This window comes from Pseudomonas sp. LF-5, from assembly GCF_037626295.1.
Taxonomy (GTDB): Bacteria; Pseudomonadota; Gammaproteobacteria; order Pseudomonadales; family Pseudomonadaceae; genus Aquipseudomonas; species Aquipseudomonas monsensis.
The window spans coordinates 58,389-70,740 of sequence record NZ_JARKMT010000009.1 but is presented as its reverse complement, the minus strand read 5'-3'; the positions used below and the strand labels follow the sequence as shown (position 1 = coordinate 70,740).

Sequence of the window (12,352 nt, the reverse complement as noted above, 5' to 3'; positions counted from 1 at the left end):
CTCGCCACAATGTGTGTTCGCGGATTTCAGTGTCAGAGGAACATCCCGCCCGACGCTTCAACCCGCTGGCCATTGATCCACTGGCCACCCGGCGACAGCAGCAGCGCCAACGCGCCACCTATGTCGTCCGGCTGCCCGGCACGGCCCAGTGCGGTGTTGCTGGCGACCATCGCATTGATGGCTGAGTTGTCGCGCACCGCACCGCCACCGAAGTCAGTCTCGATTGCCCCCGGCGCCAGAATGTTCACGCCGATCTGCCGTGCACCGAGTTCCTTGGCCTGATAGCGGGTCAGCACTTCCATTGCCCCTTTCATTGCCGCGTAGGCGCCGTAGCCCGGCAGGCTGAAGCGGGTCAGGCCGCTGGAGATGTTGATGATGCGCCCGCCGTCGTTGATCAGCGGCAGCAATTGCTGGGTCAGAAAGAACGGCCCTTTGAGCTGGATGTTCATCAGCAGGTCGAACTGCTCTGGCGTGGTCTCGGCGAACAGCGCGTGCACACCGATCCCGGCGTTGTTGATCAGGAAATCGAAGCGCGAACGTCCGAAGGTCTCTTGCAACGCCTGCTCAATCCGTACGCCGAAATCGGCGAAGCTGTCGCTGCGGCCGACGTCCAGTTGCAGCATCACGGCTTTGGCGCCGCGTTGTTCCAGTTCAGTCACCAGCGCCTGGGCTTCATCGGCGCGGCTGTGGTAAGTGCCAATGATGTCGATGCCCTGGGCGGCGAGGTGCAGTGCGGCGTTTTTGCCCAGGCCACGACTGGCACCGGTGATCAATGCGATTTTGCGATTCATGTGAAATCCTCGATTGCGGTGAGTGGTGTTGAGCAAAGTTTATTTATCCGCCATGAGGTGATAAACAGACTGAAACCGGAATCACTGGTCGGATCTGCCGAACAATTAACGGGTGTCCTCATGAACAAACTGGAACTACTGCGCACCTTCGTCCGGGTCAGCGAACTGTCGAGTTTCACCCTCGCCGGCGAAAGCCTGGGGTTGCCGCGCTCGACGGTGTCCGAGCATGTGCAGGCGCTGGAAGCCCTGCTCGGTACACGCCTGCTGCAACGCACCACGCGCAAGGTGCAGGCGACGCAGGATGGTCTGGTGCTGTACGAGCGCAGCAAGGATCTGCTGTCGCACATGGATGAGATCGAGGGCTTGTTTCGTCAGGATCCGGCCTCGCTGAGCGGTCGGATTCGCGTCGACATGCCGAACATTCTCTCGCGCCGCCTGATCATGCCGCGACTGCCCGGGTTCATGGCGCGCCATCCGAATCTTGAGTTGGAGATCAGCAGCACCGACCGCCGGGTCGATCTGCTCAGCGAAGGTTTCGATTGCGTGGTGCGCATCGGCGCGCAGCCGGATCAGTCAGTGGTGGCGCGGCACCTCGGTGACTTCCCGATGATCAACTGCGCCAGCCCCGCGTACCTCGAACGTTACGGCGTGCCGCAGACGTTGGAGGATCTGGCGCAGCATCGACTGGTGCATTACGTGGGCGTGCTCGGTTCGCGCTCGGAAGGGTTTGTGTATGAACAGGACGGGCAGGTACGGCGCCTGCCGATGGCTGGCAGTGTCACGGTCAACAGCACCGATGCCTACGAGTCGGCCTGCCTGGGCGGCTTCGGCCTGATTCAGGTGCCGCGCACCGGCATGCAGCCGCACCTGGACACTGGTGAACTGGTGATTGTGCTGCCGCAGTTCACTGCGCCGGCGATGGGGATTTCGATTTTGTATGCGCGACAACGACATTTGCCGTTGCGGGTGCGGGTGTTCATGGATTGGTTGGGCGAGGTGATTCGTTCGACGCTCTGACTCACACCGCAGATCAACTGTAGCGAGCCTGCTCGCGATGGCGTCCTGTCAGTCGATGCAGAGGTGACAGATGTACCGCTATCGCGAGCAGGCGAAGGCCTACAAGGGAACCCGTGTTGTTCAGAAGAACCGGGTAAACAGCCAATACAGGCTGCCCGACAGCAGAATCGCCGCCGGCAGCGTCAGCACCCACGCCATCAGCAGATTGCGGATGGTCTTCATCTGCAAACCACCGCCATTGGCGACCATGGTCCCGGCCACGCCCGATGACAGCACATGGGTGGTCGACACCGGCAAACCGAACATGTCCGCTGCGCCGATGGTCAGCATCGCCACGGTCTCCGCCGAGGCGCCCTGGGCGTAGGTCAGGTGGGTCTTGCCGATTTTCTCGCCGACCGTCACCACAATCCGTTTCCAGCCGACCATGGTCCCCAGCCCCAAAGCGATGGCCACGGCGATCTTCACCCACAACGGAATGAACCGCGTAGCGTTGTCGATCTGCTGCTTGAACAGTTGCAGTTTGTCAGTGGTGTCGGCGTCGAAGTTGCCGACCTTGTTCTTGTCCATCAGGCGAATACTTTCGCTGGCCAGGTACATGTCGTTGCGCACGTTGCCCATGGCTTCGGCCGGGACTTTCGACAGCGAGCCATAGCCTTTGACCTCTTCACCAATGTGCCCGGTCAGGGCGGCGAGGGCGGGGATCAGTTGCGGCGTCGCTTGCTTGCTGCGCACGTAATCGGAGAGCACCGGACGCGGATCGGCCGGGGCCGGCAGCGGGGTGTTTTTTATCAGCGCCTGCTGGGTGACCTCGGCCACCGCGGCGAACTGCAACGCCTGATCGGCGGGCATGGTGCGGTTAAGCGCATAGGCCATCGGCAAGGTGCCGACCAGAATCAGCATGATCAGGCCCATGCCTTTCTGCCCGTCGTTGGAGCCGTGGGCGAAGGACACGCCGGTGCAGGTGACGATCAACAAACCACGAATCCACCACGGTGGCGGGGTGTTGCCTTCCGGGGCCTTGTACAGCGCACGGTTCTTCACGAACGCGCGCAGGGCCAGCAGCAACAGCGCCGCGCAACCGAAACCCACCAGCGGCGACAGCAGCAAGGCGTAACCAATCTTGGTCGCCTGCGCCCAGTCCACACCGCTGGTGCCGTCGCGCCCGTGCATCAGGGCATTGGCCACGCCGACGCCGATGATCGAACCGATCAGGGTGTGCGACGACGAGGCTGGCAGGCCCAGCCACCAAGTGCCGAGGTTCCACAGGATCGCCGCGATCAACAGGGCGAAGATCATCGCGAAACCGGCGGACGAACCGACCTGCAGAATCAACTCCACTGGCAGCAAAGCGATGATGCCGAACGCCACCGCGCCGCTGGACAGCAGCACCCCGAGAAAATTGAAGAACCCCGACCAGACCACCGCCACGTTCGGCGGCAGCGAGTGGGTGTAGATCACCGTTGCGACCGCGTTGGCGGTGTCGTGGAACCCGTTGACGAACTCAAAGCCCAGCGCAATCAGCAGCGCCACGCCGAGCAGCAGAAACGGCGTCCAGGTGGTGACGGTGGTGCCCAGCTCGTGCATGTCATGCATCAGACTGTAGGCGGTGAACAGCATGCCCATGGCCAGCACTGCGAAAAAAATCACGTAGGTGAACGGGCTGGCTTTATTGTCGAGGGCGGGTCTGCCGCTGGGGGCGGACGCCTGGCGGGCGGTCAGGGAAGGAGTAGCCATGAGCGGACAATCCTGAGCGAGGTAAGGAGTGTCGCCCATGATCGTTGCTAAATATTACAGAGAAGCTGCGTCAGATCAGTGTTTGCGGGATTAGTCTGACCATTGATCCCAAGGCAATAAACAGCCGCTGTAGGCGTGAGCCTGCTCGCGATGAGGTTGGCACATTCAACACAGAGGTGCCTGCCACACCGCTATCGCGAGCAGGCTCACGCCTGCAAGGGATCTGTGCTGGGGCAGAGTATTTAGCGGGTTAGTAATCCCCACGCTTGCGAAATGCCCAGCGCCCGGCAATCACGGTGAACGTCGCCACCAGTGCCACCAGAATCCAGAACCCCTCCGGATCTGTCGCCAGCGGTACACCGCCAACGTTCATGCCGAAGAAACCGGCGATGATGTTGATCGGCAGCGCCAGCACCGTGACCACGGTGAGGGTGAACAGCGTGCGGTTGCTCTGTTCGTTGAGGTTGGCGGCGATCTCTTCCTGGAGCAACTTGATCCGCTCGCCGAGGGCGGTGAGGTCGTTGATGATCAGCGCAAACTCCTCGGTGGACTTGCGCAACTCCTTGACGTCCTCCTTTTGCAGCCACGGCGGCGGCCGGTTGAGCAGGCGCAGCAACGAGCCCGGTTCCAGCGCCAGCAGCCGTTGCAGGCGCACCAGCACGCGACGATTGGCGCCCAGTTCGGCGCGGTTGGTCGACAGGCGCGAGGAAAGCAATTCGTCCTCGACCTGGTCGACGCTCATGCTGGTCTTGCGCACGATCTGTGTCAGCACTTCGCCCTGATCGCGCAGCAGGTGCACGAGCAATTCCGACGGCGAACGAAAACGCTCGCCGGCCTTCACCGACGAGCGCAGTTTGTCCACCGAGTGCAGCGGTTGCAGGCGTGCACTGACGATCAGTTTGCTGCGCACGCAGACCCACAGCGTCGACACGTCCGAGGACACCATGCTGCTGAGGTTGAACACCACGTCGTTGACCACCGCCAGCAACGCCGAATCGACGTGCTCGATGCGCGTCGAACGCGAACCTTCGTGCAGTGCTTCGAAAAACTCTTCGGGCAATTGCAGATGGCTTTTCATCCAGCGCTCACACGCGGCGTGGGCCAGGTTCAGGTGCAGCCAGAGAAATTCACCGCTGTCGCCGTCTTCTTGCAGACAGCGCAGGGCGGTGGCCGAATCGACTTCGCGGCCCTTTTCACCGGGCAGGAAACGAAAGCCGTAGAGCAAACCGAACAAGTCAGGATCACGATGACTGAGGTCGAGGCTGTGGTTCATGGAGGCTCGCTGCGAGGAGGGCGTCCGGGGCGGAATTCCCGGATTCACCTGAGCCGCATCATCGCAATGTCACATGACGCTTGTGTGACAGCAAAATGACGTCAAATCAGCGACTTACCGGCGGTCGGAATTTCTTCAAGAAGCGCTCTGGCACGCCGATCACGCTTAGGTTACGTTGCGCGCGCTTGGCCAAGAGCCAAGGCTCGCCGACATGGATGTCCGGCAAAATCCCACGCCTTATCGGGCGTGCCTCATCCCTGTCCTGAGTATCTTGCGATGCTGCAAAAATCCCTGAGAGCGCAAATTCTCGCCCTGCTGAGCGGCAGCCTGCTGGCGACACTGTTGATCGCGCTGGCCTGCTTTCACTTCCTGTCCAACGGCGTACAGAACTACAGCCAGTTGATCGCCGGTCCGTTGCACACCTCGCAACTGATCGACGAAGCCAACCTGCAATTCAAGGTGCAGGTGCAGGAATGGAAAAACGTCCTGCTGCGCGGCAAGCAACCGGCGGATCTGAGCAAATACTGGAGCCAGTTCGAAGATCGCCAGCGCGATGTACAGAACATCCTTGGCGAACTGGCCGGCCAGAAAGGCATCGAGCCGGCGCTGAAAACCCGCATCGAACGCCTGCGTGAAGAACACCGCCTGCTCGGCGCTGCCTACCAGAAGGGGCGCGATGCCTATGTGGCCGCCGGTGCCGATCCAGCGGCTGGCGATGCCGCCGTCAAAGGCGTGGACCGTGCCGCCAGCGAGCAGATGAGCGCGTTGGTGGCCGAACTGCGCAAGCAGGGTGACGAGCAATCGCTGCAAATCAACGACAGTGCCAACAACACCGTGATGCTGGGTATTCTGGTGATGCTCGGCTCCGGTCTGCTGATCGGTCTGTTGAGCCTGTGGCTGGTCAACCGCAACCTGATCGAACCGATCCGCAAGCTGATCGATTACGTCACCCAGTTGAGCCGCGGGCGCCTCGCTGAACGTGTCGCCAACGACCGTCAGGACGAGTTGGGCAACCTCGCGGCAGCCGCCAATACCCTGCGTGATTTCCTTGCTGAAACCTTCACTCATCTGCAACGCAGCGCCAGTGATCTGGACAGCGCCAGCGGCGAGTTGAATGCGATCGCCACGACCATGGCCGGCGGCACCAACGAGCAGTTCAACCGCACCGATCAGGTGGCCACGGCGATGAACGAAATGTCCGCCACCGCCCAGGAAGTGGCGCGCCATGCCGCCGATGCCGCGCGCGCCGCCGATGATGCCGACCAGTCCGCTCAACAGGGCGAAAAGGTCATGCAGAGCACCATCCATTCCATCACCCAGATGCGCGGTGAAATCGCCAACACCGCCACGGTGATCCGTCGTCTGGAAGCCGACAGCGGCCGTATCGGCAAGGTGCTGGAAGTGATTCGCGGCATCGCCGAGCAGACCAATCTGCTGGCGTTGAACGCGGCGATTGAAGCGGCGCGGGCCGGTGAGGCCGGGCGTGGTTTTGCCGTGGTCGCCGATGAAGTGCGCAACCTGGCGCAACGCACGGCGGAGTCGATCATCGAGATCAACCAGATCATTCAGAGCGTGCAGACCGGCGCGGTGGACGCGGCCCAAGCCATCGACAGCGGCCAGTCGCGCAGCGATGAAAGCGTCGAGCAAGTGACCCAGGCCGGCGCCATGCTCGAGCGCATCACCCACGCCGTGGAAGCGATCCGCGACATGAACCGGCAGATCGCGACGGCGGCGGAAGAGCAGACTTCGGTGGCCGAAGACATCTCGCGCAACCTCACCGAGATCACTTCGATTGCCAGCACCAACCTCGACAACGTGCAGCGCACCGAAACGGCCAGCCAGAACCTGCATGGCCTGTCCGGGCAACTCAATGAAGTCACCGCCCGCCTGAGCGCGTGAGCCATTGGCTGTGTACCGGTTCGGATACCGAGTCGGTACACAGTCAATCTCAAATTGCTGCGCACAGGGTCGATGACCGGGTATCTAAAACCGGCATTGGAGCACTCCCATGGTCAGCATCACGTCTGTCTCGATCAACCAGACCCTCAGCACCTCGACAAGCAAAACGTCGATCACTGACGCCAGCGAAGACACCTCTGCCAGCGCCACGGCCAGCACCAGCGCCGCCACCGACGCACCGAAAGCTGCCGGCGGTGCAGCCCCGTCCGGTGACAGCAGTTCCAGCAGCAGCGAAGAATCGGATTCGGTGAAGGAACTGCGCAAGCAGATTGCCGAACTGCAGAAGCAATTGCAGGAGGAACAGCAGGCGCTGCAAGCGGCGCAGGCGAAGCAGGACAACTCGGATGCCAAGGCGGCTGAAGTGGCGGCGGCTCAGGCGCAGGTCACCGCCACCTCGGCGTCCCTGTCAACCGCTACCGCATCACTGTTGCAGGCGTTGCAGGATTCCGACTCGAGCACTTCGGGGTCGTTGGTCAGCACCTCGGCGTGAAGCCTTTTCCCCTCACCCTAGCCCTCTCCCAAGGGAGAGGGCACTGACCGCGGTGACTATTCGAGCTACGCCGACCTGAAATATCGAAGCGCACTCAGGTCCTTGTTGTTTTCCTGATCGGCTTCAAGATTGCGAGTCGAACTCAGGCTTTGAAAAGCCTCCGATCGGCTCCCTTTCCCCCTCGCCCCCTTGGGGGAGAGGGCTGGGGTGAGGGGGAGAAAATCTCACTGACAACACATCAAAAAAGCCGAACACAAAAAAGCCGCACGATTTCTCAATCGTGCGGCTTTCCGTATTCGCTGTATCAAGTGTCTTGCTTGTTGCTCAGCACCTTGCCGGTGGTGGCGTCGAAGTCGACGTCGAACTCTTTGCCGTCAGCGGTTTTCAGCTCAACTTCATATTCATAACCGTTGAAGTGGTTATCCAGGTCGGTGTCGGTGATGGTCGCACCCGGATGCAGTTTCAGCGCTTCGGCATTCATCGACTCCAGCGACTTGATCTTGCCGTCTTTAACCAGTTGCGGAATCTGATCGACGCGCACATCAGCCTGGGCCAGGCCAGCGGTGAGGGTCAGGGCAGCGGCGGTAAACAGGGCAGTCAAAGTTTTCATGAGTTCGTTCCTTGCTTGTTTAAGTGCGTGTTCTGTTGAAGTGAGTTCAGATTAATCACTGCAACTTAATTCACCCTTAAAACAACGCATCGCGCGCAGGACTCGTAGGCGCGAGCCTGCTCGCGATGCGGACAACCGGGTTTATCTATCAGAACCCGTTGTTCTTCAGCACTTGATCAACACTGGCACTGGCCGGGCGCTTGTAGAACTTCAACAGCTCACTGGCGCGGTTGGTGAAAATGCCGTCGACACCGGCGGCCATGACTTTCTCGAAGTCCACCGGCTCATCGACGGTGTACACGTGCACCAGCATGCCTTGATCGTGGGTGTACTTATTCATCCACGGTTGCACCAGGTCCGAATAACTCTGGTCGCCGCCCTTGGTCAGCTTCGCCGAAGGGCCGGTGCCGATCGCCCCTTGCGCCTTGGCGTAATCGACCCACTGCTTGAACTCGGCTTCGGACTTCGGTTCCTGCTTGCCGTAAAACACGTTCTTGTCCTTCTCGCCGGAGTCGGCGAAAGACACCTTCGATTTTGGTTCGATGCTGCCTTCACCGACCCACAACAGCAGGATCTTCGGCACTTGCGGCATTTCCTTTTGCAGCAGTTCGAGGCTGTTTTTCTCGAAGGTCTGCAGGATCACCTTGCCTTTGCCCTGGCCGACGCCGAGCTCGCTCTTGGCCAGTTTCGAACCGGCCTGGCTCAACCAGCCGCGGTCCTGCAGCTTCTCCTTGAGGTCATGCTCGATGCCGGGAAACAGCTGCGGTTCTTTGGTTTCGATGTACAGGCCCGGCTTGTGTTTCGGGTTGGCCTGGGCGATGTCGATAATCTCGTCCAGGGTCAGGATTTTCAGGCCGGCGTAGGTCGGACGCGCGCGATCCGGGTAGGCCGTGTTGTACCAGCTGCCGGCGTCGAGGGTTTTCAGTTCGGCCATGGTGAAGGCCGTGGCCGGGCTGTCCTTGCGCTCCGGGAACTTGCTGGCGACGTCAGTGGTGCGTTGCAGGTTGTTGTCGTGCAGGGCGAACAGCACGCCGTCCTTGCTGCGCTGCAAGTCCATTTCCAGGTAATCGGCGCCGAGGTCGCGGGCCAGTTTGTAGGACGCGGCGGTGGACTCCGGTGCATCGAAGGACGCGCCACGGTGGGCGATCACCGCCGGGTGCGGGATACCGTGTGCCGCAGCGACGGCCTCGGGATCGGTCTGGCTGGCGGCCTGCGCCTGACCGAGAGCGAGCAGCAGGCTCAGCATGAGGGCGCTTTTGGTGAAAGTGGCGGACATGTTCGAGTTCCTTTCGCAGGGCATTTTCAAAGACGTACCTTTTAACAACTGAATCGGTTGCGTGCTATCGCCAGACCGACATAAACGTATTAAAAGCGATTTTTCCTGCACTTTTGTGGCGCGGTTTGCAGTACGCTTGCCCTCGGCAGACGTCCCGGCAGAGGGCGCGCCGTTCCGTTGCCCTGCGTGTAAACCATCGAACACTTTTCGTGAGGTTTACCATGCGCATCACCTCCCAACTCATCTGCCAGGCGGCCGACGACCTCAAGGGCTTTGTCGGCCTCAACCGCAAAACCGGTCAGTACATCGTGCGATTCAGCGAAGATTCGTTCGGCATGGACGTGGCCGATGACGGCATCATTCCCACCAGTGAATTTGTCTGGGCGGCGGCCTCTGAGACGACCATGACCTTGAAGCGCGAGCTGATTCAGTTACTGCTGGATCAGAACATCCATGACCGGATCAACATCACCGAGCCGTTGCGGGTGTACATGAGCAAGGTTGAGGTGCCTGAGATCGTGGCGGTGCGCAGTCTGGTGAAGGGCTGAGATTTTGCGCAGTCTGTGAAGGCCTCTTCGCGAGCAAGCTCGCTCCCACAGTTGATCGCATTCCTCCTGTGGGAGCGAGCTTGCTCGCGAAGAGGCCAATCAGTGCGCCGCTGCACTCACTGCCCAAACCGATACTCGCGCTCCACCCGACACACCTGCGTGTGGAATTTCGAATACCAGTGCGCGCGCCCTCGTGCCTGAATCACCCGGTGCTCGGGATGCTCGCGCCAGGCCAGAATCGCCGCCTCGCTCGCCCAGTACGAAATGGTGATCCCGACCCCGTCCTCGCCCCGGATCGAATCCACGCCGAGGAACCCCGGCTGCTGCACAACCAGCTCCATCATCCGCTCGGATGCCGCCGCGTAACCGTTGTCGCCCTCGGTGCGGGTCGAGGTGAAAATCACCGCGAAGCAAGGCGCGTTCGGTTTCATTGTTTTTGCTCCGCACACGCTTCAACGAATGCCCGCACCAGCGGCGGAACGAGCCCCTTGAGCGCCGCACGTTCCGGCTGAAACAGCGTCGCGACAAAGAACACATGGTCGTTCAATTCGATCGCGCGTAAATCGCCCGCCGAATCATGGCCCACGGCGTGTAGCCGATGGGTCAGCAACGCTCGTTCGAACTGCGGATTCACACCGAAGCGGCAGCGATAGCCCTCACGAATCTCCGATGTTTCGTACGCCTTGGCGATCAACGAGCCTGCGACCAGATGAATGCTGTCCACGGCTTCCACCAATGAACAGGTCAGCGGCGTGAGCACCGCTCGCTGCGAATCGGGTGACGTCTCGCCATGTTCGGCATCGGCCCAGCCCAGCACGTTGCGGGAAAATTCCAGCACCGCATGCTGAAAACCGCCGCAGGTGCCGAGGAAAGGTCGCTGTTGTTCGCGGGCAAAACGAATGGCGCGCAAGGCACCAGCTTCGCTTTTGTAGGGGCTGGCCGGTACGCACCAGAAACCGTCGAAATCTTGCAGTGGTGTATCGACGTGGATGCTCTCGGTGGGCAGCCATTGGAATTGCACATCGCGGCCGCTGTGCTCGGCGATCATGCCGAGGGCAACGGGGATCGCCTGGTGGGCGGTGACTTGCGGGTCGTAATCGCCGATCAGGGCGATGCGGATGGCGCGGTTTTCCATGAGTGTTCTCTGCGCTTGTTGATTGATGGGGCTCACTATAGATTGGCGTTCACGCACTCAATATTGGCGTTTTCCCAAGTGATCAATGCAGCGACGCACTATCGACTCAACTACCCGGATCTGGCGCTGATCCTCGCGCTGGTGCGCGGAGGTTCTCTGGCTCGGGCTTCGCAGTTGCTCAGGGTAGACGTGTCGACGGTGTTTCGCGCCGTGCGTCGTCTGGAGTCGGCGCTGGGTCAGCAACTGTTCGAAAAGAGCCGTGCCGGTTACCTGCCCACCACGCTCGCGCAGACCCTGGCCGAACAGGCTGAGCGCGCCGAGCAGGCGCTGGAAGCGGCGCGCATTGGTGTGGAGCAGGGCGGGGAAGTCGTCAGCGGCACGGTGCGCCTGACCTGTACCGATTCGGTATTGCAGGGTTTGCTGTTGCCAGCGCTGGCGCAGTTCATGCCGAACTACCCGGCACTGACCCTTGAGCTGAGCACCTCCAACGATTTCGCCAACCTCAGCCGGCGCGATGCGGACATTGCGCTGCGTTTGACGCGGACACCACCGGAGCATCTGGTCGGACGGCAACTGGCGAAGATTTCCTACCGGGTCTGTGCCAGTACGCGCTATCTGCAAAACATTGATGCAACGGATCTGGCGGCGCTGACCTGGATCGCCCCGGACGAGTTTTTGCCGGATCACCCGACCGTCGCCTGGCGCCGCCAGCAGTTGCCCGGCGTGACCCCGGCTTATCGCTGCAACAGCATGCTGTCGGTGACTGAACTGGTGCGCGGCGGACTCGGTGTGGCGGCATTGCCGGACTTTTTGATTACCGAGGGTTTACAGGCCCTCAGCGAACCGCTGCACGGCTACGACACCGCGCTGTGGCTGCTGACCCGCCCGGACTGCCGGGCCTTGCGCTCGGTGGTCACGCTGTTCGATGAGTTGGGGCGGGCGCTGCGGCTGCCGTGATCAGCGTTTCGGGTTCTGGCAGATGTGCGCATGCAGTTCGCGGGTCAGGCCTTCGATGCGTTCAGTCAGGCTTTTGGTCATTTCGGTGAGTCGGGTGTTCTGCTCCAGCAGTTCGAGCAGTTGCGCGGTGGTTTGCGCGGCCTGCGCCTGGCGCTCGGCGTTGGCCACCGCCAATGCTTCACGGTGCTGTGCGTCGGCGTCCGACTGCGCCTTGTCCCGTGCTGCCTGACGGGTCTGCGCCAGCAGGATCAACGGTGCGGCGTAAGCGGCTTGCAGGCTGAACGCGAGGTTGAGCAGGATGAACGGGTAGACGTCGAACTGCGTCACGCCCAACACGTTGAGGCCGATCCATATCGCGACGATCGCGGTTTGCGCGCCGAGAAACAGCGGTGTGCCGAAGAACCGCGCAAAGGCCTCGGCACGCAGGGCGAATTTATCGTTGCCGAAGGTGGTGTTGAGGTGAGCGTGGGGGCGATGGAAGCGCAGGTGATCGACGGGAGCGGTGGCGGGGGAGGCAGGTTTTTCGGTGGTCATGATGGGCTCGGCAGGCTTCAGGGCTATT

At 61.2% G+C, this 12,352-nt stretch carries 13 protein-coding genes and 1 pseudogene; 6 read left to right on the top strand and 8 right to left on the bottom strand.

Annotated features, from left to right (window positions below):
• Positions 1–32: 32 nt before the first annotated feature.
• The gene (locus PseuLF5_RS21960) at positions 33–791 is read right to left on the bottom strand and encodes an SDR family NAD(P)-dependent oxidoreductase (protein ID WP_186746635.1); all 759 of its coding nucleotides are present in this window, start codon (positions 789–791) and stop codon (positions 33–35) included.
• 120 nt (positions 792–911) lie between these two features.
• Here PseuLF5_RS21960 and PseuLF5_RS21955 point away from each other — a divergent pair, with 120 nt between their 5' ends.
• Entirely contained in the window at positions 912–1,808 is an 897-nt protein-coding gene (locus PseuLF5_RS21955) for a LysR family transcriptional regulator (RefSeq protein ID WP_186746633.1), read from the top strand.
• Between the two features lie 120 nt (positions 1,809–1,928).
• Here PseuLF5_RS21955 and PseuLF5_RS21950 read toward each other — a convergent pair whose 3' ends face one another.
• Positions 1,929–3,542 (bottom strand): inorganic phosphate transporter, encoded by a 1,614-nt coding sequence (locus PseuLF5_RS21950; RefSeq protein ID WP_123467069.1) that lies wholly within the window; start codon positions 3,540–3,542, stop codon positions 1,929–1,931.
• Between the two features lie 250 nt (positions 3,543–3,792).
• Entirely contained in the window at positions 3,793–4,815 is a 1,023-nt protein-coding gene (locus tag PseuLF5_RS21945) for a transporter (protein WP_123467067.1), read from the bottom strand.
• Between the two features lie 276 nt (positions 4,816–5,091).
• On the opposite strand from PseuLF5_RS21945, the pseudogene PseuLF5_RS28310 reads away from it, so the two are divergent.
• From PseuLF5_RS28310 to PseuLF5_RS21935, 3 genes and pseudogenes are all read left to right on the top strand, one after another.
• Positions 5,092–5,781: pseudogene (locus PseuLF5_RS28310) on the top strand (methyl-accepting chemotaxis protein); the annotation flags it as partial.
• A 165-nt stretch (positions 5,782–5,946) separates the two neighbouring features.
• On the top strand, positions 5,947–6,714 hold the full coding sequence (locus tag PseuLF5_RS28305) for a methyl-accepting chemotaxis protein (RefSeq protein WP_437180224.1): 768 nt from the start codon (positions 5,947–5,949) through the stop codon (positions 6,712–6,714).
• 109 nt (positions 6,715–6,823) lie between these two features.
• The gene (locus PseuLF5_RS21935; protein WP_222832240.1) at positions 6,824–7,264 is read left to right on the top strand and encodes a hypothetical protein; all 441 of its coding nucleotides are present in this window, start codon (positions 6,824–6,826) and stop codon (positions 7,262–7,264) included.
• Between the two features lie 304 nt (positions 7,265–7,568).
• On the opposite strand, the gene PseuLF5_RS21930 is transcribed toward PseuLF5_RS21935, so the two are convergent.
• Both PseuLF5_RS21930 and PseuLF5_RS21925 read right to left on the bottom strand, forming a co-directional pair.
• Positions 7,569–7,874: a PepSY domain-containing protein gene (locus PseuLF5_RS21930; protein ID WP_064588817.1), complete on the bottom strand. Its 306-nt coding sequence runs from the start codon at positions 7,872–7,874 to the stop codon at positions 7,569–7,571.
• Positions 7,875–8,022: 148 nt separating this feature from the next.
• Positions 8,023–9,150: a glycerophosphodiester phosphodiesterase gene (locus PseuLF5_RS21925; protein WP_340134756.1), complete on the bottom strand. Its 1,128-nt coding sequence runs from the start codon at positions 9,148–9,150 to the stop codon at positions 8,023–8,025.
• Positions 9,151–9,371: 221 nt separating this feature from the next.
• On the opposite strand from PseuLF5_RS21925, the gene PseuLF5_RS21920 reads away from it, so the two are divergent.
• The gene (locus tag PseuLF5_RS21920; protein WP_186746629.1) at positions 9,372–9,698 is read left to right on the top strand and encodes a DUF2025 family protein; all 327 of its coding nucleotides are present in this window, start codon (positions 9,372–9,374) and stop codon (positions 9,696–9,698) included.
• A gap of 116 nt (positions 9,699–9,814) precedes the next feature.
• Here the strand turns inward: PseuLF5_RS21920 and PseuLF5_RS21915 are convergent, their stop codons facing one another.
• Together PseuLF5_RS21915 and PseuLF5_RS21910 are read right to left on the bottom strand one after the other, a co-directional pair.
• Positions 9,815–10,129 carry an antibiotic biosynthesis monooxygenase family protein gene (locus PseuLF5_RS21915; RefSeq protein WP_340134755.1) on the bottom strand — a complete coding sequence of 105 codons (315 nt, stop codon included), beginning with the start codon at positions 10,127–10,129 and terminating at the stop codon, positions 9,815–9,817.
• Positions 10,126–10,833, bottom strand: a complete 708-nt coding sequence (locus tag PseuLF5_RS21910) for a CTP synthase C-terminal region-related (seleno)protein (protein WP_340134754.1) — start codon at positions 10,831–10,833, stop codon at positions 10,126–10,128. The genes PseuLF5_RS21915 and PseuLF5_RS21910 overlap by 4 nt, the downstream gene beginning before the upstream one ends.
• Before the next feature lie 15 nt (positions 10,834–10,848).
• Here PseuLF5_RS21910 and PseuLF5_RS21905 point away from each other — a divergent pair, with 15 nt between their 5' ends.
• Positions 10,849–11,790 carry a LysR family transcriptional regulator gene (locus PseuLF5_RS21905; RefSeq protein WP_340134753.1) on the top strand — a complete coding sequence of 314 codons (942 nt, stop codon included), beginning with the start codon at positions 10,849–10,851 and terminating at the stop codon, positions 11,788–11,790.
• Here PseuLF5_RS21905 and PseuLF5_RS21900 read toward each other — a convergent pair whose 3' ends face one another.
• A complete protein-coding gene (locus PseuLF5_RS21900) occupies positions 11,791–12,324 on the bottom strand; it encodes a DUF1003 domain-containing protein (protein WP_340134752.1) in 534 nt (177 codons plus the stop codon).
• Positions 12,325–12,352: the final 28 nt, after the last annotated feature.